The 25,857-nt window shown below is 69.7% G+C and carries 20 protein-coding genes; 11 read left to right on the forward strand and 9 right to left on the reverse strand.

Going from position 1 to position 25,857, the window contains the following annotated elements; translation table 11 throughout:
* Positions 1 to 4: 4 nt before the first annotated feature.
* The 3 genes from ACZ7L6_RS10080 to ACZ7L6_RS10090 all read right to left on the reverse strand — a co-directional run bounded on the left by ACZ7L6_RS10080 (position 5) and on the right by ACZ7L6_RS10090 (position 3,900).
* Positions 5 to 376: a hypothetical protein gene (locus ACZ7L6_RS10080; protein ID WP_471921862.1), complete on the reverse strand. Its 372-nt coding sequence runs from the start codon at positions 374 to 376 to the stop codon at positions 5 to 7.
* 302 nt (positions 377 to 678) lie between these two features.
* Positions 679 to 2,226: an AAA family ATPase gene (locus tag ACZ7L6_RS10085; RefSeq protein ID WP_471921863.1), complete on the reverse strand. Its 1,548-nt coding sequence runs from the start codon at positions 2,224 to 2,226 to the stop codon at positions 679 to 681.
* 255 nt (positions 2,227 to 2,481) lie between these two features.
* On the reverse strand, positions 2,482 to 3,900 hold the full coding sequence (locus ACZ7L6_RS10090; RefSeq protein WP_471923345.1) for a cation:dicarboxylate symporter family transporter: 1,419 nt from the start codon (positions 3,898 to 3,900) through the stop codon (positions 2,482 to 2,484).
* A 183-nt stretch (positions 3,901 to 4,083) separates the two neighbouring features.
* Between ACZ7L6_RS10090 and ACZ7L6_RS10095 the strand changes: the two genes are divergently transcribed.
* A complete protein-coding gene (locus ACZ7L6_RS10095) occupies positions 4,084 to 5,784 on the forward strand; it encodes a sensor histidine kinase (protein WP_471921865.1) in 1,701 nt (566 codons plus the stop codon).
* Positions 5,781 to 6,488, forward strand: coding sequence for a response regulator (locus tag ACZ7L6_RS10100; RefSeq protein ID WP_471921867.1), 708 nt, complete (start codon positions 5,781 to 5,783; stop codon positions 6,486 to 6,488). Before ACZ7L6_RS10095 ends, ACZ7L6_RS10100 begins: the two co-directional genes overlap by 4 nt.
* Here ACZ7L6_RS10100 and ACZ7L6_RS10105 read toward each other — a convergent pair.
* Together ACZ7L6_RS10105 and ACZ7L6_RS10110 are read right to left on the reverse strand one after the other, a co-directional pair.
* A complete protein-coding gene (locus ACZ7L6_RS10105) occupies positions 6,485 to 8,884 on the reverse strand; it encodes a tetratricopeptide repeat protein (protein WP_471921868.1) in 2,400 nt (799 codons plus the stop codon). The two genes, ACZ7L6_RS10100 and ACZ7L6_RS10105, sit on opposite strands and share 4 nt — an antisense overlap.
* Before the next feature lie 78 nt (positions 8,885 to 8,962).
* Positions 8,963 to 9,502 carry a hypothetical protein gene (locus ACZ7L6_RS10110; protein ID WP_471921870.1) on the reverse strand — a complete coding sequence of 180 codons (540 nt, stop codon included), beginning with the start codon at positions 9,500 to 9,502 and terminating at the stop codon, positions 8,963 to 8,965.
* 27 nt (positions 9,503 to 9,529) lie between these two features.
* Here ACZ7L6_RS10110 and ACZ7L6_RS10115 point away from each other — a divergent pair, with 27 nt between their 5' ends.
* From ACZ7L6_RS10115 to ACZ7L6_RS10140, 6 genes are all read left to right on the forward strand, one after another.
* Positions 9,530 to 10,408 carry a 5'-methylthioadenosine/S-adenosylhomocysteine nucleosidase family protein gene (locus tag ACZ7L6_RS10115; RefSeq protein WP_471921872.1) on the forward strand — a complete coding sequence of 293 codons (879 nt, stop codon included), beginning with the start codon at positions 9,530 to 9,532 and terminating at the stop codon, positions 10,406 to 10,408.
* 163 nt (positions 10,409 to 10,571) lie between these two features.
* Positions 10,572 to 12,470 (forward strand): ATP-binding protein, encoded by a 1,899-nt coding sequence (locus tag ACZ7L6_RS10120; protein WP_471921874.1) that lies wholly within the window; start codon positions 10,572 to 10,574, stop codon positions 12,468 to 12,470.
* A gap of 70 nt (positions 12,471 to 12,540) precedes the next feature.
* The gene (locus ACZ7L6_RS10125; RefSeq protein ID WP_471921875.1) at positions 12,541 to 13,926 is read left to right on the forward strand and encodes an extracellular solute-binding protein; all 1,386 of its coding nucleotides are present in this window, start codon (positions 12,541 to 12,543) and stop codon (positions 13,924 to 13,926) included.
* Between the two features lie 10 nt (positions 13,927 to 13,936).
* The gene (locus ACZ7L6_RS10130) at positions 13,937 to 14,884 is read left to right on the forward strand and encodes a carbohydrate ABC transporter permease (protein WP_471921877.1); all 948 of its coding nucleotides are present in this window, start codon (positions 13,937 to 13,939) and stop codon (positions 14,882 to 14,884) included.
* Between the two features lie 4 nt (positions 14,885 to 14,888).
* Positions 14,889 to 15,737 carry a carbohydrate ABC transporter permease gene (locus ACZ7L6_RS10135; protein WP_471921879.1) on the forward strand — a complete coding sequence of 283 codons (849 nt, stop codon included), beginning with the start codon at positions 14,889 to 14,891 and terminating at the stop codon, positions 15,735 to 15,737.
* A gap of 368 nt (positions 15,738 to 16,105) precedes the next feature.
* A complete protein-coding gene (locus ACZ7L6_RS10140) occupies positions 16,106 to 16,846 on the forward strand; it encodes a helix-turn-helix domain-containing protein (RefSeq protein ID WP_471921881.1) in 741 nt (246 codons plus the stop codon).
* Positions 16,847 to 16,870: 24 nt separating this feature from the next.
* On the opposite strand, the gene ACZ7L6_RS10145 is transcribed toward ACZ7L6_RS10140, so the two are convergent.
* Entirely contained in the window at positions 16,871 to 17,896 is a 1,026-nt protein-coding gene (locus ACZ7L6_RS10145; protein ID WP_471921883.1) for an ATP-dependent 6-phosphofructokinase, read from the reverse strand.
* 232 nt (positions 17,897 to 18,128) lie between these two features.
* On the opposite strand from ACZ7L6_RS10145, the gene pta reads away from it, so the two are divergent.
* The 3 genes from pta (at position 18,129) to pyk (ending at position 22,994) form a co-directional block, all read left to right on the forward strand.
* Positions 18,129 to 20,243, forward strand: coding sequence for a phosphate acetyltransferase (pta, locus tag ACZ7L6_RS10150; RefSeq protein WP_471921885.1), 2,115 nt, complete (start codon positions 18,129 to 18,131; stop codon positions 20,241 to 20,243).
* A complete protein-coding gene (locus ACZ7L6_RS10155) occupies positions 20,240 to 21,448 on the forward strand; it encodes an acetate kinase (RefSeq protein ID WP_471921887.1) in 1,209 nt (402 codons plus the stop codon). The genes pta and ACZ7L6_RS10155 overlap by 4 nt, the downstream gene beginning before the upstream one ends.
* A 115-nt stretch (positions 21,449 to 21,563) precedes the next feature.
* Entirely contained in the window at positions 21,564 to 22,994 is a 1,431-nt protein-coding gene (pyk, locus tag ACZ7L6_RS10160; RefSeq protein WP_471921889.1) for a pyruvate kinase, read from the forward strand.
* Between the two features lie 121 nt (positions 22,995 to 23,115).
* Here the strand turns inward: pyk and ACZ7L6_RS10165 are convergent, their stop codons facing one another.
* The 3 genes from ACZ7L6_RS10165 to ACZ7L6_RS10175 form a co-directional block, all read right to left on the reverse strand.
* Positions 23,116 to 24,513, reverse strand: coding sequence for a hypothetical protein (locus tag ACZ7L6_RS10165; protein WP_471921891.1), 1,398 nt, complete (start codon positions 24,511 to 24,513; stop codon positions 23,116 to 23,118).
* The gene (locus tag ACZ7L6_RS10170) at positions 24,503 to 25,075 is read right to left on the reverse strand and encodes a DUF6114 domain-containing protein (RefSeq protein WP_471921893.1); all 573 of its coding nucleotides are present in this window, start codon (positions 25,073 to 25,075) and stop codon (positions 24,503 to 24,505) included. Before ACZ7L6_RS10170 ends, ACZ7L6_RS10165 begins: the two co-directional genes overlap by 11 nt.
* Positions 25,076 to 25,214: 139 nt before the next feature.
* Entirely contained in the window at positions 25,215 to 25,853 is a 639-nt protein-coding gene (locus ACZ7L6_RS10175; protein ID WP_471921895.1) for a DUF6230 family protein, read from the reverse strand.
* Between the last annotated feature and the right edge of the window lie 4 nt (positions 25,854 to 25,857).

Here is a 25,857-nt window from a genome sequence, read left to right on the forward strand (position 1 = left end):
CCCATCAGGGCGTCTGCGGCGGCGTCCCTCCGCCGCCCGACCCGCGAAGCACCTCCAGCAAGGCCTTGACCGCCTCTCGACCACCAGGACGCGAAGCAGCAAAAGCGATCAGGAAAAGACCGATCAACGGAAGCAGGTACTCCACCGGCACATACCCACTGACACCCGGCGGCTGTTCGACCGTCACCGGCACCTGGGACGGCGACGGCAGTGCCGACGGCTCCGCCTGTCCCGCACCGGGCTGCGCCGACATGCCCGCGGCCACCGGGGCCTGCCCAGCAGAGGACGCCCGCACATGCCCGCCCACCGGCTCCACCGGCAAGCCGGCGCACGGCCCCGCCGCAGCCATCACGACGGAGGCGACCCCCGCGCCCATTCCGGCTCCGCGCCGAACCAACCGAGTCCACAACCCGGACTCGCTCCTCCCGGAAGAACCCCAGAACATTTCCACTTCCCCTTTTTGTACGCCTGTCGGCCCGAAACCTTCGGACCGATTCTGGGATGCAGAAATCTGTCTCAGAAGAGGAGAAAAGAATAATCAGAGCGTGAATCAAAATCCGTCTCAGCGGCAGGCGAGAGCAGGTCGCTGCCCCATGCCGGCGTTTGATGGAGAGAGGATTTCCGCACTTTGTGGGGTTGTTGCAGCGTCAGAAACATTCATCCTGCCGCTGTGGGCGGTTATCGACGTGGCGATCCCAGCACATCCTTGTCGCTGTCTCCGTCGTCGTCCGGGGGATCGTCCTCGCCCCGCACGCCCAGCAGACGGCGGGTGAGGCGGTCGTGGTCGGAGAGGAGTTCGTCGAGGGCGGCGCGGACGTCGTCCGGCTCCGTGCGGGGCGACTCGCGCTCGGCCGCGATCAGCACTGAGCGCCGTACCAGCTCCTTGGTGAAGGACGCCGTCGTGCCCCCCGTGCGGGTCACCACCTCGTCCGTGATGTCCTTGCCGAGACCGAGTCCGGCGCCGTAGAGGTCGAGGAGGCGGGCGCGGCCGCCGGCGTCCGGGAGAGGGATCTCGACGGCGAGGTCGACCCGGCCGGGGCGCTGCGCCAGGGCCGGCTCCAGCAGGTCGGCACGGTTGGTGGTGAGCAGGAAGGCGACGTCGGCGTCGTCGTCGAGGCCGTCCATCTCGTTCAGGACCTGGAAGAGCAGGGGCTGGTCGCCGCCGCCGTAGTCCCGGGCCTCGGCGATCAGATCGCAGTCCTCCAGGACGACGAGCGCCGGCTGGAGCATACGGGCCAGGGCGCAGGCGGGTCCGATCGCCGAGATGCTGGTGCCGGCCAGGATCACCACCGTGAACTGCGGGAGATGGGAGAGCAGATAGCGGATCGTGTGGGTCTTGCCGGTGCCGGGTGGGCCGTACAGCAGCAGTCCGCGGCGCAGGTGCTGGCCCGCCGCGCGCAACTGCTCGCGACGCCGGGCCACGCCCACGACCTGGCGCTCCAGGCGTTCGAGGAGGCCCGGGGGGAGCACGATGTCGTCGCGGGTGAGGGCGGGGCGGCGGTGGAAGCGGAAGGGGCCGAGGCCGTGCCCGAACTCCGAGCCCTCGAAGGAGAGGACCTGTCCGCGGAAGACGTTGTGTTCGCGTACGAGGGTGTCGAGCTCGGCGAGCAGACGGTCCCCGAACTCCTTGTCCCGCGCGAGGACTTCGACCTCGACCTTGTTGCGCCCGTACTCGTCCTGCGGTCCGCGCAGCAGCACCGCGAACCGTTCGTCGCCCTCGCGGCCGAGGTAGAACCCGCAGGAGACGCAGGCCAGTTCGGTGTCCGGCGCGACCGGGAGATGGGCGTAGTCGACGGCGCCGATCACGAACCGCTCGTAGCGGTCGGCCGCGTCGAGGATGTCGCCGAGGGTGAGGTCGCCGTGGTGCCGGCCGCCGCGCAGGCCGATCAGCTCGTGGGAGCGGGTGGCGTCGGCGGCGAACCAGCGCTCAAGGGCGAGATGGACGTTGGGCAGGTCGTACGGTGCGTACGCCGCCTTGACCACGGGCCGGTCGGTCGGGGTGGAGCCGAGGTGGGCCATCAGCCGTGCGCTGAGGTTACGGCCGTCCTCCTGGTCCTTGCGCGGTGCGCGGGCGACCGCCATCAGGAACTCGTGGAACAGGTCGTTCACTTGCTCCAGCGAGACGGGGGACGGTTCCTGGGCCGGTGGGACCGGTGCCGGCTCCTGAACGCGCGAGCCGGTTGACGCCTCTTCCGCCATGCCCGCCTCCTGGGGGACGGTCTGCATCAGGGGCTCCAGCGTGGGCCCCGCCGGGCGGCAGGTCAAAGGATTTCGGTGAGGGGCTCCCCGTGGCGGCGGGGAACCCCGCGAACCCGGAAATGCCATCAGGCGTACGGCCGTTGCCGTACGCCTGAGAGCGATGGGGCCGGGCGGCTGAGCGACGGGGGTGCATCTCAGCCGCCCGGAGCATCTGGCCGGACGTCCGGCCCCGGTTCAGGCGGGGCCGGACGTCCGGAGCTGGGAGGCGGACCGGGCCGGAGATCAGGCTTTTGCGAGTTCCTTCTCTCCGCCCTGCTCCGGCACCTCGGCGGCCGGGGCGCCGTGGCCGTCGTCGAGGAGGGTCTTCTCGTCGAACGGGAGCTGACCGGCGAGCACCTGGTCGACACGCTCGCGGTCGATCTCCTTGGTCCAGGTGCCGATCAGGACCGTGGCCACGGCGTTGCCCGCGAAGTTCGTCAGGGCGCGGGCCTCGCTCATGAAGCGGTCGATGCCGACGATGAGGCCGATGCCGTCCACCAGGGCGGGCTTGTGGGACTGCAGACCACCGGCCAGCGTGGCCAGACCCGCACCGGTGACACCGGCGGCGCCCTTCGAGGCCACCAGCAGGAACAGCAGCAGCGGGATCTGCTCACCGATGGACATCGGCGTACCCATGGCGTCGGCGATGAACAGGGACGCCATGGTCATGTAGATCATGGTGCCGTCGAGGTTGAAGGAGTAGCCGGTCGGGACGGTGATGCCGACCACCGGCTTGCTGACGCCCATGTGCTCCATCTTCGCGATGAGGCGCGGCAGCGCGGACTCGGAGGACGAGGTCGACAGGATCAGCAGGAACTCACGGCCCAGGTACCTGAAGAGCGTGAGGATGTTGAGGCCGGCCACCATCCGCAGCAGCACGCCGAGCACGATGAAGACGAAGAGGAAGCAGGTGACGTAGAAGCCGAGCATCAGGATGGCCAGCTCCTTGAGCGCGTCGAAACCGGCGGACCCGGTGACGGCGGCGATGGCACCGAAGGCACCGACCGGGGCGGCCCACATCACCATGGCGAGGATGCGGAAGACCAGCTTCTGGATGTGCTCCACGCCGCGCAGGATCGGCTGCCCGGCCGAGCCCATGGCCTGCAGGGCGAAACCGGCGAGCAGGGCGACCAGCAGGGTCTGCAGGACCTGGCCCTCGGTGAAGGCGGAGACAAGGGTCTTCGGGATGATCGAGAGCGCGAACTCGACCGGCGGCAGCGCCTCGGCATCCACCTGCTCGTGCCCGGCGTCCTTGACGGAGTCGGTGATCTGCAGGCCCGTGCCGGGCTCCAGGATGTTGCCGACGACCAGACCGATGCCCAGGGCCATCAGCGACATGACCGTGAAGTAGGCCAGCGCGATACCGCCGACGGCACCGACCTTGGCAGCCTTGCGTACCGAGCCGATGCCCAGCACGATCGTGCAGAAGATGATCGGCGAGATCATCATCTTGATCAGGTTCACGAAGCCGGTGCCGAGTGGCTTGAGCTCGACGCCGAGGTCGGGGGAGACCAGGCCCACAGTGATACCCAGAGCCACCGCGATGATCACGGCGATGTAGAGATAGTGCGTACGGTCCCGCTTGGCGACGGGTGCGGCAGGTGCCGTATCGGGGGAACTGGCGGCGGCCACGGCTGCCCTCCTTGACGTCTTCGTCGGCATCACCGGCGTGCGGCTCACGTCCGGGGTGGGGGTTCGCTGAGCGGGTGCCGCGCCCCGGTGCGGGGACGACGCCCTGGGGACGGGGGTCGTATTCAGCGATGCGGTGACTATCTCCCGCCGTGTGAGGGCGGTCACCCTTCCGTTCATTTAGTTCACAATCAGCCATGGAGGCAGACTGACGACATGCGCATCCGTGTCCCGCGACCCCGCAGCCTGGCCGCTCAGCTCTTCGCCATGCAGGCCGTGCTGATAGCCGTGCTCGTCGCCGGGTACGCGGTGTTCACCTACGTCAGCGACCGCGGGCAGGCCGAGGACGCGGCGGGGCGGCAGGCCATGGCGGTGGCGCAGTCGATCGCGGACGCCCCGTCCGTGCGGGAGGCGATCCGCACCGCCGACCCGACGGCCGAGCTCCAGCCGTACGCGCTCCGGGTCCAGCACGACGCGGACGTCGACTTCGTCACGATCATGAACCCCCAGGGCATCCGCTGGACGCACCCCGACAAGAATCAGATCGGCCAGCACTTCCGCGGCCACACGGAGCGCGCGCTGCGCGGTGAGCCCTTCACCGAGACGTACACCGGCACGCTGGGCGCGTCCGTGCGCGCGGTCGTGCCGATCTACGACGGGGGGAGGGACCCGGCGCACATCGTCGGGCTGGTCAGCGCGGGCATCAGGGTCGAGGCGATCAGCAAGCGGGTGCAGGACCAGGTCGCAGCGCTGATCGGGGTGGCGGCGGGGGCGCTCGCGCTGGGCGCGATCGGGACGTACGTCATCAATGCCAGGTTGCGCCGCCATACGCACGGCATGAACGCGGCCGAACTCAGCCGCATGCACGACTACCACCAGGCCGCGCTGCACGCCGTACGCGAGGGGCTGCTGATGCTGGACGGGCAGTACCGGGTGGCGTTGATCAACGACGGCGGGCGGGAGCTGCTGGGTGTGGACGGCGATGTGGTGGGACGGTCGGTGGCGGAGCTGGGCCTGCCCGCGCCGCTGACCGGGGCGCTGCTGGCGTCGGAGCCCAGGGTGGACGAGGTGCATCTGACGGCGGAGCGCGTGCTGGTGGTGAACACCTCGCCGGTGTCGGGCGGTGAGCGGCGCGGAACGGTGGTGACCTTGCGGGACGTCACCGAACTCCAGTCCCTGATGGGCGAGTTGGACTCCGAGCGGGGCTTCACCCAGGCCCTGCGCTCCCAGGCGCACGAGGCGGCGAACCGGCTGCACACCGTGGTCTCGCTGATCGAGCTGGGGCGGGCCGGGGAGGCGGTGGAGTTCGCGACGGCAGAACTGGAGCTCGCTCAGGCCCTGACCGACCAGGTGGTGGCCGCAGTGAGCGAGCCGGTGCTGGCGGCGCTGCTGCTGGGGAAGACGGCGCAGGCGAACGAGCGGGGCGTGGAGCTGGTGGTGTCGGAGGACAGTCGGCTGGACGACGGCCTGCTGCCCGACACCCTGCCCGCCCGGGACCTGGTGACGATACTGGGCAACCTGATCGACAACGCGGTGGACGCGGCGCAGGGAAGCGTGGGGGCTCGGGTGACGGTGACGGCGTACGCCGAGAGCGGCGAGGGCGGCGAGCTGGTGCTGCGGGTGTCGGACACGGGGGCCGGGGTGGACCCCGCGCATGCCGAGGCGGTGTTCCAGCGCGGGTTCTCGACGAAGCCGGCGGGACCGGGGGGCCGGGGGCTGGGGCTGGCGCTGGTGCGGCAGGCCGTGAGTCGGCATGAGGGGGAGTTGTCGGTTGCGGAGGCCGAGGGGGGCGGGGCGGTGTTCGAGGTGCGGTTGCCGTTGGTGGAGGGGGCCGGGGTGCACCAGGCCGGGTCTCATGAGGCCGAGTGGGAGGGGGCCGTTTCTCAGGGCGCGGCGGTTTCGAGAGGTGACGTATGACGGCGGCGGACGAGCAGGCGATCCGCGTCCTGGTCGTGGAGGACGACCCGGTGGCGGCGGACGCACACATGATGTACGTCGGCCGGGTGCCCGGCTTCGTCGCGGTCGGCAAGGCGCATACGGGAGCGGAGGCGCGGCGCGCGCTGGAGCGGACGCCGGTGGATCTGCTGTTGCTGGACCTGCACCTGCCGGATGTGCACGGGCTGCAGCTGGCGCGGTCGTTGCGGGCGGCCGGGCATCACGCGGATGTGATCGCGGTGACGTCGGCGCGGGACCTGGCGGTGGTGCGGGAGGGGGTGTCGCTGGGGGTCGTGCAGTACGTACTGAAGCCGTTCACATTCGCCACGCTCCGGGACCGGCTGGTGCGGTACGCCGAGTTCCATGCGGCGGTGGGCGAGGCGAGCGGGCAGGACGAGGTGGACCGGGCGTTGGCGGCGCTACGGGCGCCGGGGCCGGCGGCGCTGCCGAAGGGGTTGAGCGGGCCGACGCTGGAGCGGGTGACGGGGGCTGTGCGGGAGGCCGAAGAGGGGCTTACCGCGGCGGGGGTGGCTGAGGCTGTGGGGATTTCTCGGATTACGGCTCGGCGGTATCTGGAGCATTTGGTGGAGGCGGGGAGGGCGGAGCGGAAGCCGGTTTATGGGCAGGTGGGGAGGCCAGAGTTGGTTTATCGGTGGGTTCGGGGGGTGGCGGAGCGGGGGCGTTAGGGGGTGGCCTCGGTCTCGTCGAGGTCGGTGGCTCGGGTGCGGGCTTCGGCGGCTTTTGTGGGGGCGTTGGCGCGGGTGAAGGCGTCGGCGGCCTGAAGCCAGTAAGTGCGGGCGTCGGCGGGGCGGTCGGCGTCCTCGTGGGCGAGGGCCAGGTTTTTGAGGGTCTGGCCCGCCCCGTACCAGTCCTCGAACTCCCGGCAGACCTCCAGGTCCCTGCCATACGCCTCGATGGCCTCCTCCCCCCGGCCCGCCTCCCCCAGGGCAATGCCGAGGTTGTTCCACGCGCTGGCCTCGCCGTGGCGGTCCCCGGCGGCCAGACACAGGTCGAGGTCGCGGGTGTGGGCGTCGATCGCCTCCTCCAGCCTGCCCGCCTTCCGCAGGGCGATGCCGAGGTTGTTCCACGCCGTGGCCTCGTTGTGGCGGTCCCCGGTGGCCTGACACAGGTCGCGGGCGCGGGTGTGGGCGTCGATCGCCTCTTCCACCCTGCCCGCCTCCTGTAGGGCGACCCCGAGGTTGGTCCACGCCATGGCCTCGCCATGGCGGTCCCCGGCGGCCTGGCACAGGCCAAGGTCACGGGTGTGGGCGTCGATCGCCTCCCTCACCCTGCCCGCCTCCCGCAGAGCGTTGCCGAGGTTGTTCCACGCCGCGGCCTCCCACTGGCGTTCCCCAGCGAGGTGCGCGGCCTCCTGAGCGGCACGGCTGACGGTGATCCAGTCCTCGAAGTACCGCCGCCAGTCGAGATACGACCCCAGGCAGAGGGCCAGCGACACCGCCGTATCCGCGTACCGCTCCTCCCGCGCCCACAACACCGCCGCCACCAGCCCCGCCCGCTCGGAGTCCAACCATGCCAACGCCCGCCCCCGGTCCGCAAACCGCTCCGGCTCCACCCTCCCCGGCAACCACCGCAACCGGCCATCAGCCGCGTACGCCCACCGGCAATAGAACGCCAGCACCCGGTCCCGCGCCGCCTCCCCCTCCTCCCGAAAGCCCGCATCCCCGGCCACCACCCCCGCCCCGAACACCCGCACCAGGTCGTGCAACCGCCACCGCCCACGCCCGCTCCCCCGCTCGACGAGGTGCGCGCGGGCGAGCGCCCTCAGGTCCCGCAGTGGAGGAGCCTCGGCCCCGACCAGCGCGGTGACGACCTCATCGCTCACCTCGGGCCCGGGTGCGAGGGCGAGCAGGCGCAGGAGCCGGGCCTGCTCGGGCTGCAGACGGCGGTAGGAGAGGTCGAAGGCGGCGCGGACGCTGCGGTCGCCGTCGTCAAGGGGGTCGAGGCGGTCGTGTGACGCGGCGAGTTCGTCCACGAGTTCTGCGACCGGTTTGTCCGGGTCTTCCGCCAGCAGTGCGGCCGCGATCTGGAGGGCCAGCGGCAGGTGTCCGCAGAGGGCGGCGAGTTGCTCGGCCGCGTCGGGGGCGTCGGTGACACGGCTGTCGTCCGGGTCGGCGATGCGCAGGGCGAGACCGAGGAGTTCGTACGCGGCCTCGGGCGTGAGCTGGCTCAAGCGTATGAGCCGGGCGCCGAGTTGAGGCAGGCGGTCGCGGGATGTGACCAGGACGCGGTGGCGGGTGTCGCCCGGGATGAGCGGGCGGACCTGGTCCGGAGACGACGCGTTGTCGGCCAGGACCAGCACCGGTCCGCGTTCCCTGGCGCGCTCGGCGAGCGCCGAACGGTAAAGGGCCGCACGGTCGTCGGCCGTGGCGGGGATGTGCTCCGGCGGGACCCCGAGGGCGCGCAGCAGGGACTGGAGTGCCTGGTCGGCGGTGACCGGGTCATCGTCGTACCCGTGCAGGTCGACGAAGAGCTCCCCGCCCGGGAACCAGCCCTTCTCACGGGCCAGGTGCGCGGTCTCGACGGCGAGCGCGGTCTTCCCGATGCCGCCGAGCCCGGACACGGCGGCGACGAGGACCGCCGCACAGTCCGGCGACCGGGGCACGGCCGCCGGGTCCAGGGCGCGCAGCAGCGCGTCGGTCTCGTCGCCGCGTCCGGTGAAGCCGCCGGGCCTCGGTGGCAGGGAGGCCATGGCCTCCGGCGCTGCGGCCCCGCTCCGCTGAATCACGACCTGTACGCCGACCACCTCGCGCAGGAACACCCCACCCCGAAAGTCGGCATGGTCGCCGTCGTACCAGGACGTCTCACTCCCCGGCGCACACCGCTCCATGGCCCGAGCGACGGCACCGGCCACGCCCCGCGGATCGGCGGCGAGCAGGTCGGCCACGGCCTCGCCCCACTCCCGTACGGCATCCCTGCGTGCCGGATCTTTCGCCGCTTCGGCGATATCAAGGGCGGATGCCCCGGCGTCCAGCCCCACGGCCCGCGCCAGCCGCTCCACCGCCCGGCGTCCGCCGTCCCCACCCGCGCCCTCGGCCAGGGCCGCCAGTAGCGCCGCTTTCATCCGCCCGTTCCCTACCCCGTGCTCGCCCCCGTCGGCCAGCGCATGACGTACGTCAAAGGTACGGCGTCAGGCGGGAGTTCACGCCCCCTTCGCGTACCACAGAACCTGCGAGGCGAGTCCGGCCACGGCGAGCGCCTCCAGCACCGACAACGCGACGAGCAACCCGCCACCGTCACCGTCCGCCCAGAACAGCACGAGCGCAGCCAGCGGCACGGCGCAAAACGCGGTCAGGTCCACGACAGTCTGCAGGGCCTTCCGCGACCTGCGCCGCGCGTCCCCACGATGCGCGGTCTCCCAGCCGAACGCCTGAAAGCCGCCACCCGGTTCGGCCATCGCCGCGAGCCGCGGTCCGAGGTCCTCCCGCACATACTTGCCGATCGCCGAGATCTTCTCGTCGTTCACGAGGTAGGTCCACCCGAGCACGACGCACACCGGCGGCAGCGCGAGCAGCATCGACGTCTGCTTGGCCTGCGCGGCAGCGGCGATGACGGCGGCCACGACGCCCAGCGTCACGTAGAGCAGGTTGTCCCGGAACCCGATCCGCGCCTTCTGCTCGTCCTTCACGCTCTGGTACTCGGCAAGCAGCAACTGCCCGACGGTGACGTCCTGTTCCGGCACTCGATTCCCTTCCCCCAGCTGTACGTTATGAGTGTGCCGGAGAATCAGCCCACTGTTCTCGTCCTGACCGCGCTCCCTCTCGAATACGCCGCGATACGCGCGCACGTCGAAGAGCGGCAAGAGCTCGTGCACCCTGACGGCACCCGGGTCGAGAAGGGCCGACTACCCGACACTGCCTGGCATGTCGCCATCGCCGAGCTGGGCATGGGCGCCGAGCGGGCCGCCGCTCTCACCACGCAGCTCATCAGCTGGCTGCATCCGGAGGCCGTGCTCTTCGTCGGTGTCGCCGGCAGCCTGAAGGACGACGTCGGGATCGGCGACGTGGTCGTGGGCACGCAGGTGTACGAGATCCACGGCGGCAAGCAGTCGCCCGAGGGTTTCCTGGTCCGGCCGAAGGCCCTGCCGGGCTCGCACGCGCTGGAACAGGCGGCCCGTTCCGCCGTGCGGGACATGCCCGACGTACGGGCGCACTTCATGCCGATCGCCACGGGCGACGTGGTCCTGGCGGACGCCGAGTCCGAGATCGCCGCGTTCATCCGGCGGAGCTACAACGACGCGGGTGCGATCGAGATGGAGGGCTCCGGTGCGCTCCAGGCGGCCCACCTGAGCGGCCAGCTGAACGCCCTGGTGATCCGGGGCATCAGCGACCGGGCCGACGCGGGCAAGAGCAGGGCCGAAGCCTCGGGCTCACAGGAGCTCGCCGCCAGGCAGGCGGCCGCCGTGACGGTCGCGGTGCTGCACAAGCACCGGCCTCGCAAGGGTTCCTCCGTTTCCTCCGACTCCGAGGAGGGTCCCCATCGGCGCGGGGAGGGCGGGGCGACGTACGGGGGAGACCACATCGACTTCCGGGGCGGGACCTTCTATGGGACTGTCATCGGCAAGCAGAGCGGAGGAGGACAGCGGTAGGGCTACGGTCCACGGGCCGGTTCCGCGCGCGAGTGCCGTGCTGCCACCTCGACCGCTCGGCTTCACGGGTCGGTCTGCGGAGCTGGGCCGGTTGCTCGCCCAGCTCTCGCCTGATGCGGGTGACTCGGCCGTCCCTCCTGTTCTCATCTTCGCCGTCACTGGTATGGGCGGCATCGGCAAGACGGCGTTGGCGGTGGAGGCGGCACATCGGGCTTGTGCGGAGGGGTGGTTTCCCGGTGGGACGCTGTTCGTGGATCTGCGGGGGTACGACGAGAATCCGGTGACGGCCGATCAGGCGGTGCTGGCACTGCTCGATGCGATGGGTGTGCGGGGCGCGGACCTGCCTCAGGCGGCTACGCGCCAGTACGACGTTTATCGCAGGCTGCTCTCCGAGCGACAGAGCCGGACGTTGCTGATCCTGGACAACGCCTCGGACGCATCCCAGTTCCTCGACCTGCTGCCCGGCACGGACCGTCACCGGGTGCTGATCACCTCACGGGACCGCCCCCACACCTTGCCCGTGCGCCTCATCGACCTTGAAACACTCACCCCGGACGACTCCGTCGCCCTCGTGACCCGTGCCCTCCACGGTGCCGACGAGCGTGACGACCGCCCGGAGCGGGAACCGCAGGCGTTGCGTGAACTGACCGAGCTGTGCGGGTGCTTGCCTCTTGCCCTGCACATCTCCGCCGCGATGCTCCGTCGGCGTCGTCACCGTGACATCGCCTCGCTGGTGGCCGAGATCAAGGAGGCCGAGGACCCCACCGCCGTCCTGGACAACGGCAGCCCCGGCACGGACCTGTACGGCCGCTCGCTCGTCCTTCGCCCGGTGCTGGAGACGTCGTACCGACGGCTGGCGCCCGAGCAGGCCCGGGTGCTGCGTCTGCTGTCCCTGGCCCCCGGCACCGACACCGGCACGGAGGCCGCGGCCGCCCTGACGGGCTTGGCCAGGGATGGCGTCATGGCCCTGCTGGAGGATCTGGAAGCCGCTGGTCTCGTGATGCCGGTGCCGACGGGTGGGGATGTGCGGTGGCGGGTGCACGATCTGGTGCGAGCGTTCGGGGTGAGTGTGGTGGCGGGGGATGCCGGGCCCCGCGAGGAGGGGGCGGAAGCGCGGGAGCGGTTGCTGGAGTTCTACCGCAGGTGGGCTGAGGCGGCCGATGGCTGGTTGCATTGGCTGCCGGGGAGGCAGACACCGGAGTTGTTCCCGGACCGTGGAAGGGCGTTGGCATGGCTGGACGATCAGCGGGCCGGGCTGGTGGCGGCGGTGCAGTGGGCGCGGGAAGAGCGGTTCACGGAGACTGCGGTGCAGCTGGCACAGTGTCTGATGGCGTACCTGAGCTGGCGGCGCTATTTCGACGACTGGATCACCGTCGCCGACACCGCCCGTGAAGCTGCCCGTCAAGCCGGTGACCGGCTGGGCGAGGCTGATGCGTGTACCAGCCTCGGCCACGCCCTGCGGCTGGCGAGACGGGCGGGGGAAGCGGTCGAGGCCTATAGCCGCGCCAAGGAGCTGTACCAGGCCACCGGGGCCCGCCAAGGCGACGCCGTAGCGTTGGTCAGCCTCGGCCTCGGCTTGGCGGAGGCGGGACGTGTAGGGGAGGCGGTCGAGGCCCACACCGGCGCTCGAGAGCTCTACCAGGCCAGCGGGGACCGCCACGGCGAGGGAATGGCGTGGGACGGCCTCGGCATCGCCTTGGCGAAGGCGGGACGGGTGGAGGAGGCGGTCGAGGCCCACACCCGTGCTCGAGAGCTCTACCAGGCCAGCGGGGACCGCCACGGCGAGGGCAGGGCATGGCACAACATCGGGTTCGTGCTGCAGAAGTTGGGCCGGTGGGAGGAGGCGATCGAGGCGTACGGCAAGGACCTGGAGATCTGCCGCGAGTTCGAGGACCGGTACGGCGCAGCCCAGACCCTCTACGCCCTGGCCCTAACCCACCAGCACAAGCATCACCCCGCCGAAGCCCGAGCCCACTACCGCCAGGCCGCCGAAGCCTTCACAAAAGCCAACGCCCCGGCCGAAGCCGCCACCGCCCAATCGGCCGCAGACGCATTGACCTGACTAGACCACTCAACCTACGTTCACCAGGCAGCCATCCCCGCGCCACAACGACGTGCGCCCGCAGGAGGTCATGCCCGTGCGCCCCACCGCCGTTCTCCCCACACTCCTCGTCGCCGCCCTCACCGCCACCGCACTCACATCCTGCGGCAGCGGTTCCGGCAGTGACCCGGACACCCTCAAGGTCTCCTTCAAACAGTCCACGGACAACTCCATCAAGGTGATGGACACCTACCTCGCGGACATCAAGAAGCAGTTCGAGAAGGCCAACCCCGGCAAGAAGGTCGAGTTCGTGCCCATCAAGGCCCCGGACTCGGAGTACTACACCAAGCTCCAGCAGATGCTCCGCTCCCCCAAGACCGCCCCCGACCTGGTCTACGAGGACACCTTCCTCATCAACTCGGACATCACCAGCGGCTACCTCAAGCCCCTCGACCCCTACCTCTCCAAGTGGCAGGACTGGAACCAGTTCATCGACACGGCGAAGGCGGCGGCCAAGGGCGAGGACGGCAAGACGTACGGCGTCCCGGACGGCACGGACACCCGGGGCCTGTGGTTCAGCAAGGACGTCTTCAAGAAGGCCGGCCTGCCCGCCGACTGGCAGCCGAAGAACTGGGACGACGTCCTCGACGCAGCCCGCACGATCAAGGAGAAAGTCCCCGACGTCATCCCCCTGAACGTCTACACGGGCAAGCCCGTCGGCGAGGCCGCCACGATGCAGACCTTCGAGATGCTGCTCTACGGCACGGGTACGAACACGAACGACGGCACGTCGGACCCCCTGTACGACAGGTCCGCCAAGAAATGGATCGCGGGCAGCCAGGGTTTCAAGGACGCCCTGACCTTCGTGGAGACCGTCTACAAGGAGAAACTCGGCCCGGACGTCTCCGACGCCCTCGACCCCAACGTCATGACCCGCGTCCGCGGCGAGTGGCTCCCGCAGGGCAAGCTCGCCATCGCCCTCGACGGCTCCTGGCTGCCGCAGGACTGGCTGCCCGGCAGTGGCCACGAATGGCCCGAGTGGTCCGACGAGCTCGGCCTCGCCGCCATGCCGACCCAGAACGGCCAGGCCCCCGGCAAGGTGAGCATGTCCGGCGGCTGGACCTGGTCGATCCCGGCCAAGGCGGCCAACCCGGACCTGGCCTTCGATTTCATCAAGACGATGCAGACGAAGGCGAACGCCCAGAAGTGGTACGTCGCCAACTCGGGCATCGCCGTACGGAAAGACGTGGCCGCCGACCCGTCGTACGTCGACGCCCAACCCGGCATCAAGTTCTTCACGGATCTGGTCGCCAGCACTCACTACCGGCCCGCGTACCCGGCGTACCCGAAGGTCTCCACCGCGATCCAGGAGGCGATGGAGGGCGTGACGACGGGTGACATGTCGGTGGACGAGGCGGCGAAGGGCTACGACGAGGAGCTGAAGACGGCGGCGGACGGCCAGGTGATCGAGAAATGAGCCCTCGCGCATGACGACCGTCGCCAAGACGCCGGTACCGGGGCCGGGACGGGGACCGACGACCCCCCACGCCGCATCACGTCGCCCCCGCCCCCGTCCACTCCACCGCACCCTCGCCCGGGCCCTTCCCCTCTCCCCCGCCGTCGTCCTCCTGCTCCTCTTCCTCGCCGGCCCCATCGCGTACTGCGCCTACATCGCATTCACCGACCTCCAACTGACCGGCCAGGCACAGGAGTCGTTCGTCGGCTTCGACAACTTCCGTACGGCTTTCGGTGACGAGGCGTTCCGCAACGCGGTCTGGCTCACGCTCGTCTTCACCGTCATCTCGGCCCTGCTCGGCCAGAACACCGTGGGCCTGGCCCTGGCCGCACTGATGCAACGCGCCTCGAAGCCGGTGCGCACACTGACGGGCGCCATCGTCATCACGGCCTGGGTCCTGCCCGAGGTCGTCGCCGGCTTCCTCCTCTACGCCTTCTTCCGCCGCGAGGGCACCCTGAACGCCATCCTGGACTGGCTCCATCTCCCCAGCCAGAACTGGCTGTTCACCCTCCCCGTCCTGGCCGTGTCGTTCGCGAACGTCTGGCGCGGGACCGCCTTCTCGATGCTGGTCTACTCGGCGGCGCTGAACGAGATCCCCAAGGAGATCACCGAGGCGGCCGAGGTCGACGGCGCGGGCGGCTGGCGCCGTATGTGGCACATCACGCTCCCGATGATCCGCCGCTCCATCGGCACGAACCTGATGCTCATCACCCTCCAGACCCTGTCCGTCTTCGGCCTGATCTGGGTGATGACGAGGGGCGGCCCGGGCGGCAAGAGCCAGACGCTGCCGCTCTTCATGTACGAGGAGGCGTTCCAGAAGAGCATGATCGGCTACGGCACGGCGGTCGCCCTGCTGTTGTTGGTGGTGGGCTCGTTGTTCTCGGTGGTCTATCTGCGTCTGCTGCGGACGGAGGTCTGACGCCATGTCCCCGACGCCCCGGACTCTCTCTTCCCGCAGGACCACGCACCGCCTGGCCGCCGACGCGGGCCTCCTGGTGGTGGCCGCCGCGTTCGTGCTGCCGCTGGCGTGGGTGATCCTCTCCTCGCTGGACACGAACGCGAACCTCCAGGTGAAGCTCCCCGACGGCGTGACCCTGGACAACTTCGACGCGGTCCTGACCCCGGACATCACCTTCACGCCCCTGCTCAACAGCCTGCTCCTGTGCGGCGGGGGCACCGCACTGACGGTGGTGTGCGCGGCGCTGGCCGCGTATCCGCTGTCGCGGTTCCGGTCGCGTTTCAACCGGCCGTTCCTGCTCACGATCCTGTTCGCCACGAGTCTGCCGATCACGGCGATCATGGTTCCGGTGTATGCGCTGTTCGTTCAGGTGAACCTGATCGACACCATGCAGGGCACGATTTTCTTCTTCGCCGCCTCTCAATTGCCGTTCGCCATTTGGCTGATGAAGAACTTCATGGACGGGGTGCCGAAGGAGCTTGAGGAGGCGGCCTGGACGGACGGGGCGTCGTCGCTCCAGTCGCTGGTGCGGGTGGTGCTGCCGCTGATGGGGCCGGGGGTGGCGGTGGTGACGGTGTTCTCGTTCGTGATGATGTGGGGGAACTTCTTCGTTCCCTTCATGTTGTTGCTCACTCCGGATCAGATGCCTGCGGCTGTGAGCATCAATGAGTTCTTCGGGAATCGCGGGATGGTGGCGTACGGGCAGTTGGCCGCGTTTTCGGTTATTTACTCGACGCCGGTGATTTTGCTTTATGTGTTGGTGGCTCGGCGGGTGGGTGGGGGGTTTGCGTTGGGTGGGGCGGTCAAGGGGTGAGGAACGTCGGGATTGAGCCGCCCCTCACCCACCCTTCGACGGCCGCGCGGCACGTCGACCATGACGTACTCCTCTTCGATGTCCGTTCACACGATCCACAGCCGCGGGGCCCCCTCCACGGGCTACAAAGAGATCGACATCGGAGCGCGACTCCGAATATGCCCCCTGAGCTTGCCGTTCACCGACGGTCACCACTGTTCGGGTCCAACCCCACCGCACTGCGGGCCCACCCCACTCCCCTCGCCACCAGCCCGACAGACGATCACCTCCCGTAAATGAACCCGCCAGTAGCCGTAGCTTCCTACAATCCGTAATCCTGGCCGAACAGACCGTAGTCACCGCACCCTGCCCGGCCTACGTTGTGGCCCGTGCGCCGACCCCCAGCTCAACCGAACCAGCCCCACCACCCCAACCGCTCAAGCCACCGGACCCCGCCCACTCCCCCTTTCAACGCCCCCGCCGCCCGCAGACTCCGCGCTGCCCTCAACATGGGCCCCGAGCATGTCGCCTACGGCATGCGGGCCTCGTACGGGCTTCCCTACGTCACCGAAGACCTGGTCGTCGCCTGGGAACGGGAGCTCGCCGCCCCGAGCAGCAGTGAGCTCACCGCGCTCGCGGGGGTGCTGTGGTGCTCGCCCAGTGAGCTGCTCGGCAAACCGCGGACGTTGCGTGAGCACCGCATCGCGCGCGGGCTCGCACCCGAGGACGTGGCCCGTACCGTCGGCCACGACCTCCCGGCCTATCTCCGCATGGAGGAACTCGACGACTGGCGCGGCACCGACCGCCAGTCCGCCGCCCTCGCCGAGATCCTGGGCCTGTCGCTGCCGGACTTCATCACCGTCACGGGCCGCGACGGGAAGCTCGCCGAGTTGCTGCGCAGTGCGGTGACGACGCGGTGGCAGGGGTATGTACGCCCGGTCGGCAAGATGGTGCCCCTGGACCGGCGCATCCTGGAGACCGCCCTGCAGGAGCTGCACCAGGACTACCAGGGGCAGATGACGGCCACCCTCAGCTGGGGCGGCGACAACGCCCACTCCGGTGCGGCCGGCCGGGAGTACCTCGACCGGATCGTCGATCACTTCTGGACGACCGTCGGGAGAACACCCTGACGCCCGTGCGTGTGGGACCCGGTCCTAGAACACCGACTCCGCCTCGTCCATCCGGTCCTTCGGCACCGTCTTCAGCTCGGTGACCGCCTCCGCCAGCGGCACCATCACCACGTCGGTCCCCCGCAGCGCGGTCATCCTGCCGAACTCGCCCCGGTGCGCCGCCTCCACCGCATGCCAGCCGAAGCGGGTGGCGAGGACGCGGTCGTACGCGGTCGGCGTGCCGCCGCGCTGGACGTGGCCGAGAATGACCGGCTTGGCCTCCTTGCCGAGGCGGCGCTCCAGCTCGAACGCCAGTGCCGTACCGATGCCCTGGAAGCGCTCGTGGCCGTACTGGTCGATCTCGCCCTTGCCGTAGTCCATGGTGCCCTCGGCGGGGTGGGCGCCCTCGGCGACGCAGATCACCGCGAACTTCTTGCCGCGCGCGAAGCGCTCCTCGACCATCTTGACGAGGTCGCCGGGGTCGAAGGGGCGCTCGGGCAGGCAGATGCCGTGTGCGCCCGCCGCCATGCCCGACTCCAGCGCGATCCAGCCGGCGTGGCGGCCCATGACCTCCACCACCATCACCCGCTGGTGTGACTCCGCGGTCGTCTTCAGACGGTCCATGGCCTCCGTGGCGACCCCGACCGCCGTGTCGAAGCCGAAGGTCCGGTCCGTCGACGAGATGTCGTTGTCGATCGTCTTGGGAACGCCGACCACCGGCAGGCCCGCGTCCGACAGCATCCGTGCCGCCGTCAGGGTTCCCTCGCCGCCGATCGGGATCAGCGCGTCGATGCCGAAGTCACGGGCGATGTCGGGGGCGCTGTCGCACGCCTCGCGCAAGCGGTCGCGCTCCAGTCTCGACGAGCCCAGGATCGTGCCGCCGCGCGCCAGGATGCCGCCGACCGCCTCCAGGTCGAGGCTCTGGTAGCGGCCGTCCAGCAGGCCCGCGTATCCGTCCTCGAAGCCGATCACCTCGTCGCCGTAATGGGCGACGGCCCGGTGCACGACCGACCGGATCACTGCGTTCAGTCCCGGGCAGTCGCCGCCTGCGGTGAGAACTCCGATACGCATCGTGCTGTGTCTCCTGCTCGCTGTTGATACCGGTGAGCCAGTCCGATTGTTTCATGTTCCCGGCCTTGCGCCGCCGCATGTCCGACCCACGGCACTGACGGGCGCCTTATCCACAGGCAAGGGTATTGTCAAGAGGGTTTCGCTCACCTCACTGGGCGAATTTGCGACCGAAGGCTCCGCCAAGCCGCTGACCGACGCACAGACGGACGAACACACGAAACGGAGAGCACGCGTGACGCGCAGCGTGTACGTGACCGGAATCGACCGCGGTGACGGCCGCCAGGTCGTCGAGCTCGGAGTGATGGAGCTCCTGACCCGGCAGGTCGACCGGGTGGGGGTGTTCCGGCCGCTGGTCCACCACAGTCCCGACCGGCTCTTCGAGCTGCTGCGCGCCCGCTACCGCCTCTCCCAGGACCCGGCCACGGTCTACGGCATGGACTATCACGAGGCGTCCGCCCTCCAGGCCGAGCGCGGGACGGATGAGCTGGTGTCCACGCTCGTCGACCGGTTCCATGTCGTCGCCCGCGACTACGACGTGGTCCTGGTCCTCGGCACCGACTACGCCGACACCCAGCTCCCGGACGAGCTGTCCCTCAACGCCCGGCTGGCGAACGAGTTCGGCGCGTCCGTGATACCGGTCGTGGGCGGGCGCAAGCAGACCGCCGAGTCCGTGCTCGCCGAGACGCGCAACGCCTATCGGGCGTACGACAGCCTGGGCTGCGACGTGCTGGCCATGGTCACCAACCGGGTCGCCCGGGAGGACCGGGACGAGATCGCCGAGCGGCTCGATTCGCGGCTGCCGGTGCCCTGCTACGTCGTCCCGGACGAGCCCGCGCTCTCCGCGCCGACCGTCGCGCAGATCGCCCAGTCCCTCGGCGCGAAGGTCCTGCTGGGCGACGACTCCGGGCTCGCGCGCGACGCCCTCGGCTTCGTCTTCGGCGGCGCCATGCTGCCGAACTTCCTCAGCGCCCTGACCCCGGGCTGCCTGGTCGTCACCCCGGGCGACCGCGCCGACCTGGTCGTCGGCTCGCTGGCCGCGCACAGCGCCGGCACCCCGCCGATCGCCGGTGTGCTGCTCACCCTGGACGAGCGCCCCGGCGACGAGATCCTCACCCTGGCCGCCCGCCTCGCCCCGGGCACCCCGGTGCTGTCGGTGCCCGGCTACAGCTTCCCCACCGCCGAGCAGCTCTTCTCCCTGGAGGGGAAGCTGAGCGCGGTGACGCCGCGCAAGGCGGAGACCGCGCTCGGCCTGTTCGAACGGTACGTCGACACCGGCGACCTGCTGAAGCGGGTCTCGGCGCCGAGCAGTGACCGGGTCACACCGATGATGTTCGAGCACAAGCTGCTGGAGCAGGCCCGCTCGAACATGCGCCGCATCGTGCTGCCCGAGGGCACGGAGCCGCGCGTCCTGCACGCCGCGGAGGTGCTCCTGCGGCGCCGTGTCTGCGACCTCACCCTCCTCGGCCCCGTCGACCAGATCCGCAAGAAGGCCGCCGACCTCGGCATCGACCTGGGCGACTCCGAGCTGATCGACCCGGCCACCAGCGAGCTGCGCGACGCCTTCGCCGAGAAGTACGCCCAGCTGCGCGCCCACAAGGGGGTCACGGTCGAGCTGGCGTACGACGTCGTCAGCGATGTGAACTACTTCGGCACCCTGATGGTGCAGGAGGGGCTCGCGGACGGCATGGTGTCGGGGTCCGTGCACTCCACGGCCGCGACCATCCGGCCCGGCTTCGAGATCATCAAGACCAAGCCGGACTCCTCCATCGTGTCGTCCGTCTTCTTCATGTGCCTCGCCGACAAGGTCCTCGTCTACGGCGACTGCGCCGTGAACCCCGACCCGAACGCCGAGCAGCTGGCCGACATCGCCATCCAGTCGGCGGCCACCGCCGAGCAGTTCGGGGTGGAGCCGCGGATCGCGATGCTGTCGTACTCGACGGGTACGTCCGGTTCGGGCGCCGACGTCGACAAGGTGCGCGAGGCGACCGAGCTGGTGCGGGAGCGGCAGCCCGATCTGAAGATCGAGGGGCCCATCCAGTACGACGCCGCCGTGGAGCCGTCCGTCGCCGCGACCAAGCTGCCGGAGTCGGATGTGGCGGGGCAGGCAACGGTTCTGATCTTCCCTGACCTCAATACAGGTAACAACACCTACAAGGCCGTGCAGCGTTCGGCCGGCGCGATCGCCGTCGGCCCGGTGCTGCAGGGTCTGCGCAAGCCCGTCAACGACCTGTCCCGGGGCGCCCTCGTCCAGGACATCGTCAACACCGTCGCCATCACGGCGATCCAGGCCCAGAGCCCGGCCGTGTCCCCCGCCCCGTCCCTCACCGAGAAGGCCAGCGCCCAGTGACCGCGACCCGTGTCCTCGTCCTCAACTCCGGCTCGTCGTCGGTGAAGTACCAGCTGCTCGACATGCAAGGCAGCAGCCGGCTGGCCGTGGGCCTCGTCGAGCGCATCGGCGAGGAGATCTCCCGGCTCAAGCACACGCCGATGGCGGGCGGCGGCGAGAGCCGTGAGTGGACCGGCCCGATCGCCGACCACGAGGCCGCCCTGAAGGCCGTGTCGGCGGAGCTCGCCAAGGACGGCCTCGGACTCGACTCGCCCGAGCTGGCCGCGATCGGGCACCGGGTGGTGCACGGCGGCAAGCACTTCACCGAGCCGACCGTCATCGACGACGCCGTGCTCGCCGAGATCGAGCGGCTGATACCGGTCGCCCCGCTGCACAACCCGGCCAACCTCACCGGCATCCGCACCGCACAGCAGCTGCGGCCGGACCTGCCGCAGGTCGCCGTCTTCGACACCGCGTTCCACACGACGATGCCGGAGTCGGCCGCCCGCTACGCGATCGACGTCGAGACCGCCGACCGGCACCGGATACGCCGGTACGGCTTCCACGGCACCTCGCACGCGTACGTCTCCCGGACCACCGCCGAGCTGCTGGGCAAGGCGCCCGAGGACGTGAACGTCATCGTGCTGCACCTGGGCAACGGCGCGTCCGCGTCCGCCGTACGGGGCGGTCGTTGCGTGGACACCTCCATGGGGCTGACGCCTTTGGAGGGGCTCGTGATGGGTACGCGATCCGGTGATGTGGATCCGGCGGTCATCTTCCATTTGGCGCGCGTTGGCGAAATGTCCATCGACGAAATCGACACTCTTCTCAACAAGAAGAGCGGTCTCGTCGGTCTGTGCGGCGACAACGACATGCGGGAGATCCGGCGCCGCGTCGACGAGGGCGACGCGGAGGCGAAGCTCGCCTTCGACATCTACATTCATCGTTTGAAGAAGTACATAGGCGCCTATTACGCGGTGCTCGGCAGGGTGGACGCGGTGGCGTTCACGGCCGGCGTCGGGGAGAACGCGGCGCCCGTGCGGGAGGCGGCCGTCGCCGGCCTCGAGGAGCTGGGCCTGGCGGTGGACGGCGAGCTGAACGCCGTACGCGGTGACGAGCCGCGGCTGATTTCGCCGGCGCACGCGCGCGTGGCGGTCGCGGTGGTGCCGACCGATGAAGAACTGGAGATCGCGACGCAGACCTACGCACTGGTCGGACGCATTTGATATGCGGCTCCGCCGTGTGGAACGCCTGAGTAACACGGCTGAGCAATGCGCAGCTCATTTGTATCTTCCGCCAGACGGAATATTCCGCGGCGAAACAAACCGATAGGATCGTCCCATGCGCCGTTCGAAAATCGTTTGTACTCTCGGCCCCGCGGTCGACTCCCATGAACAGCTCGTCGCGCTGATCGAGGCGGGCATGAATGTGGCCCGCTTCAACTTCAGCCACGGCACCCACGAAGACCACCAGGGGCGCTACGAGCGCCTGCGGGCCGCCGCCCGGGAGACCGGGCGGGCCATCGGTGTGCTCGCCGACCTCCAGGGCCCGAAGATCCGCCTGGAGACCTTCGCCGAGGGCCCGGTCGAGCTGGAGCGCGGTGACGAGTTCGTCATCACGACCGAGGACGTCCCGGGCGACAAGTCCATCTGCGGGACCACCTACAAGGGCCTGCCCGGCGACGTCGCGCGCGGCGACCAGATCCTGATCAACGACGGCAACGTCGAGCTGAAGGTCCTGGACGTCGAGGGTCCGCGGGTGAAGACGATCGTCATCGAGGGCGGCGTCGTCTCCGACCACAAGGGCATCAACCTGCCCGGCGCGGCCGTGAACGTGCCGGCGCTGTCCGAGAAGGACGTCGAGGACCTGAGGTTCGCCCTGAACATGGGCTGCGACCTGGTCGCCCTGTCCTTCGTGCGGGACGCCAACGACGTGCAGGACGTGCACAAGGTCATGGACGAGGTCGGCCGCCGCGTCCCGGTCATCGCCAAGGTGGAGAAGCCGCAGGCGGTCGCCAACATGGAGGACGTCGTGATGGCGTTCGACGGCGTGATGGTCGCGCGTGGCGACCTGGCCGTCGAGTACCCGCTCGAGAAGGTCCCGATGGTGCAGAAGCGGCTCATCGAGCTGTGCCGCCGCAACGCCAAGCCGGTGATCGTGGCGACCCAGATGATGGAGTCGATGATCACCAACTCCCGCCCGACCCGCGCCGAGGCCTCCGACGTGGCCAACGCGATCCTGGACGGCGCGGACGCCGTCATGCTGTCGGCGGAGTCCTCGGTCGGCGCGTACCCGATCGAGACCGTGAAGACGATGTCGAAGATCGTCGCCGCGGCCGAGCAGGAGCTGCTGTCCAAGGGCCTGCAGCCGCTGGTGCCGGGCAAGAAGCCCCGCACGCAGGGTGGTTCGGTGGCCCGCGCGGCCTGCGAGATCGCCGACTTCCTCGGCGGCAAGGGCCTGGTCGCCTTCACCCAGTCCGGCGACACCGCCCGCCGCCTGTGCCGCTACCGCGCCGCCCAGCCGATCGTGGCCTTCACCACGGACGAGGGCACCCGCAACCAGATGACGCTCAGCTGGGGTGTGGAGCCGCATGTGGTGCCGTTCGTGAACAGCACCGACGAGATGGTCGACCTGGTGGACCAGGAGATCGTCAAGATGGGCCTGTTCAACGAGGGCGACATCGTCGTGATCACCGCCGGCTCCCCGCCCGGCGTCCCCGGCACCACCAACATGGTCCGCGTCCACCACCTCGGCGGCGGCGCACGGGACTGACCCGAAGCCTGGCAAGGCTCCTGTACGGCGCTGAGGGCGCCCCCTGGTTCCAGGGGGCGCCCTCAGTGTTTCGCGGCTCCCGAACGGGCTTGTGCGGACGCTCAGTCGGTCGTGGACACGATCAGTCGGTCGTGAACATGTGCATCCCGGGCACGTGCAGCGTGCCGCCGAACTGGGCCGCCTGGACGACCTTCACCTTGGTGAAGTAGATCAACGGGATGTTCAGCGGCGGCGGGTGCTCCGGGTCGAACGTCACCGGGATCAGGCCGAGCAGATTGCCGGAGATGCTCTCGGTGTACATCACCGTCTTGCCGTCGCGGATCGTGGACGTCGAGCCCTGGGCCGCCTGCACGTGGTAGGTCTTGCCGGACTGCTTGTCCTTGACCAGCTGGTGCAGGTCGCCGATGTCGGTGCCGTCGGAGATGACGTACTTCAGCACCTTCTTCTTGGTGCCGTTGGCGGTCTTCACCTCGACGATGCCCTGGTAGTCCGCGCCCTTCAGCAGCAGCGAGCTGGCCTCCAGGTACCAGGGGTCGTCCGCCACCGGCACCTTGTTGTCGACACCGCTCTCGTCGTCGGTGGCGGCCGGGCAGTCCTCGGCGTCCGTGGTGGAGCTCGCGGAGGGGCTCGGCGTCGCGGCGTCGGCAGCGTCCCCCGCGGCCTCCTGGGCCGCCTCGGTGGTGTCCTCGACGGCCTTGGACGCCGAGTCGGTGGTGTCCTTCACCGTGTCGGTGACCTTGTCGGCGGTCTCCTTGACGGGGTCGGAGCCCTCGGAGGTGTCCTTGCCGGAGTCGGAGGACCCGGAGGACGTCTCCTCGCTCGCGCTCGCGGAGGGCGTCGGCGTCGGGCTCGCGCTCTCCTCGGAGCCGGAGCCTGAGCCGCCCGTGAAGATACCGGTGATCGCGTCGCCGATGTCCTCCAGCAGGTTGCCGCCGCTCTCCGACGGCGAGGGGGACGGCGTGGCGGTGTCGCCGGAGCCGGACTGGGCCTCGCTCGACGTGCTCGGGGACGGCGTGGGCGTGGGCTCGGCCGCGTCGTCGGAACCTGAATCCGACGACGAGGAGCCGCCCGCGGAACCCGAGGAGCCGGACGTGTCCGACGAGTCGGAGGAACCCGAGGAGTCCTGGCCGGCGGAGGCCGACGGCGACGGCTCCGACGAGTCGTCCTGGTCCGTGGAGTCACCGGAGCTCGCGGAGGGCGACGGCGAGGCCGACGCGTCCTCGGAGTCGTCCAGGGCCGCCACGCATTCCTTGTACTGGTCCGCGAACTCGTCGTACTCGTCCGCCGTCAGGCTGTTCGACGTCAGCTTCGACGAGTCGTTGCTGTCGGCCTGCGCGAGCGTCGGCGTGAACCCCATCCCCATGAGGACGGCGGTGGGCATCGCCGCCAGGGCTATCGCCTTGCCGGCCGGCATGTGGAACCTGGTGAACAGCGGCTTCTTGGGCGCCGCGTGACGCGGCCCGGTTCTCACACGGGACTTGTCCACCTCAGTCCCGTGGGTCACCTCGTCAGCCGGCACTGTGCCTCCCGTTCGCCCCGTTCGCCGGGCTCGTTCCTGACAGATCGTTCGACTTGCCCAACTCGGCCGTGTCCTGGACGGGCTTGAGGACCGTGGTGTCGGGGTCCAGGCCCTCGGGAGCGCCACCCGTCCCCGTCGTGTCCGTCTGCGCCGGCTCCTGCTCGGGCGGCGCTCCCGGCCCCCACGCCACGGCCATCGCCCCGCCGATGAGGGCGAAGAGGAAGCCGATGAGGAAGCCGCCGAGGTTGGACAGCGGGATGGACACCAGCCCCAGCAGGATCGCCGCGATGCCCGCGAAGGTGCGGACGTGCTGCTGGAACCAGAGGGTGAAGCCCAGGACGACGAGCAGCACACCGATGATCAGCGAACTGGAGCCGCCCGCGGTCTGCATCGCCAGCGTCAGGTGGCCGATCTGAAGGTTCGCATACGGGAAGTAGGCGATCGGGAGTCCGCCGAACATGACGAACAGACCGGCCCAGAACGGCCTCGTACCCCGCCAGGCGCGGAACTGCAGCCTCCGGCGGGTGAACTGGCCGGGTACGGCAGGAGTCTCGGCGCTCATGGAAAACAGCTCCCTGGTACGGCGTTGCTGTGGTGGTGGTGCGGTGGTGAGTTGGTGAGCGTGTGACCGCTTGTGAAGAAAGCGGGCGGAGAGTGGACGGGCGGGGGCGCCATCGGCTCCCCCGCCCGTCAGAGAGTGCTTAGTAGCACTCCTTGACACCCGTCGACAGCGACATCTTCAGGCCGCTGAGCTTGAAGGTTCCGGCGGTGGTCGCCCACGCCGTCTGCTTCACGTCGGTCAGCGTGGCCTTGTCGGCCTGCTGGGCGAAGCCGAAGGGGTTGGCCTGCTCGCCGCCGCCCTTCATGCCCGGACCCTTGCTGGCGTCCTTGGCGGCCACACCGATGTCGATGTTCTCGAACGTCGCGTCCGCGTTCAGGTCGGCGACGTCGATGTAGAGGTTCTTGGCCTCGACCGGCTTGTTCGGGTCTTCGCCCGCCCGCAGGATCAGGCTGACGCTCCCGAGGATCGGGACGTCGGGGGTGACCACGGACTGGCACAGGCTGTTGATCGTCGCGGACTTGAAGCCCGAGACGGCGACGGGGTGAACCGTCTTCTTGCCGGAGAGCGTGTAGCCCTCGTCAAGAGCGCCGTACTGCGAGAAACCCGTACCGACGAGCTTGTCGGTCGTGACCTTGAACGACTGGCCGGAAACGCTGAACGACGCGGCGAGAGCGCCCTGCGCGAGGGCGACACCTATCGCAGCCGTGGCGGCGACGCTGGGCACCATGACCACAGCGAACCGCTTCCATCTGGTCCCGCCACGCACCTGGGACTCCATATTT

Source organism: Streptomyces sp. NPDC107522 (genome assembly GCF_055657525.1).

What these genes read in the sequence shown, in the direction of transcription:
- ACZ7L6_RS10080 (WP_471921862.1), bottom strand. Translation starts at nt 376, where the DNA reads ATGGGCGCGGGGGTCGCCTCCGTCGTGATGGCTGCGGCGGGGCCGTGC.
- ACZ7L6_RS10085 (WP_471921863.1), bottom strand. Translation starts at nt 2,226, where the DNA reads ATGCAGACCGTCCCCCAGGAGGCGGGCATGGCGGAAGAGGCGTCAACC.
- ACZ7L6_RS10090 (WP_471923345.1), bottom strand. Translation starts at nt 3,900, where the DNA reads ATGCCGACGAAGACGTCAAGGAGGGCAGCCGTGGCCGCCGCCAGTTCC.
- ACZ7L6_RS10095 (WP_471921865.1), top strand. Translation starts at nt 4,084, where the DNA reads ATGCGCATCCGTGTCCCGCGACCCCGCAGCCTGGCCGCTCAGCTCTTC.
- ACZ7L6_RS10100 (WP_471921867.1), top strand. Translation starts at nt 5,781, where the DNA reads ATGACGGCGGCGGACGAGCAGGCGATCCGCGTCCTGGTCGTGGAGGAC.
- ACZ7L6_RS10105 (WP_471921868.1), bottom strand. Translation starts at nt 8,884, where the DNA reads ATGAAAGCGGCGCTACTGGCGGCCCTGGCCGAGGGCGCGGGTGGGGAC.
- ACZ7L6_RS10115 (WP_471921872.1), top strand. Translation starts at nt 9,530, where the DNA reads ATGAGTGTGCCGGAGAATCAGCCCACTGTTCTCGTCCTGACCGCGCTC.
- ACZ7L6_RS10120 (WP_471921874.1), top strand. Translation starts at nt 10,572, where the DNA reads ATGGGCGGCATCGGCAAGACGGCGTTGGCGGTGGAGGCGGCACATCGG.
- ACZ7L6_RS10125 (WP_471921875.1), top strand. Translation starts at nt 12,541, where the DNA reads ATGCCCGTGCGCCCCACCGCCGTTCTCCCCACACTCCTCGTCGCCGCC.
- ACZ7L6_RS10130 (WP_471921877.1), top strand. Translation starts at nt 13,937, where the DNA reads ATGACGACCGTCGCCAAGACGCCGGTACCGGGGCCGGGACGGGGACCG.
- ACZ7L6_RS10135 (WP_471921879.1), top strand. Translation starts at nt 14,889, where the DNA reads ATGTCCCCGACGCCCCGGACTCTCTCTTCCCGCAGGACCACGCACCGC.
- ACZ7L6_RS10145 (WP_471921883.1), bottom strand. Translation starts at nt 17,896, where the DNA reads ATGCGTATCGGAGTTCTCACCGCAGGCGGCGACTGCCCGGGACTGAAC.
- pyk (WP_471921889.1), top strand. Translation starts at nt 21,564, where the DNA reads ATGCGCCGTTCGAAAATCGTTTGTACTCTCGGCCCCGCGGTCGACTCC.
- ACZ7L6_RS10170 (WP_471921893.1), bottom strand. Translation starts at nt 25,075, where the DNA reads ATGAGCGCCGAGACTCCTGCCGTACCCGGCCAGTTCACCCGCCGGAGG.
- ACZ7L6_RS10175 (WP_471921895.1), bottom strand. Translation starts at nt 25,853, where the DNA reads ATGGAGTCCCAGGTGCGTGGCGGGACCAGATGGAAGCGGTTCGCTGTG.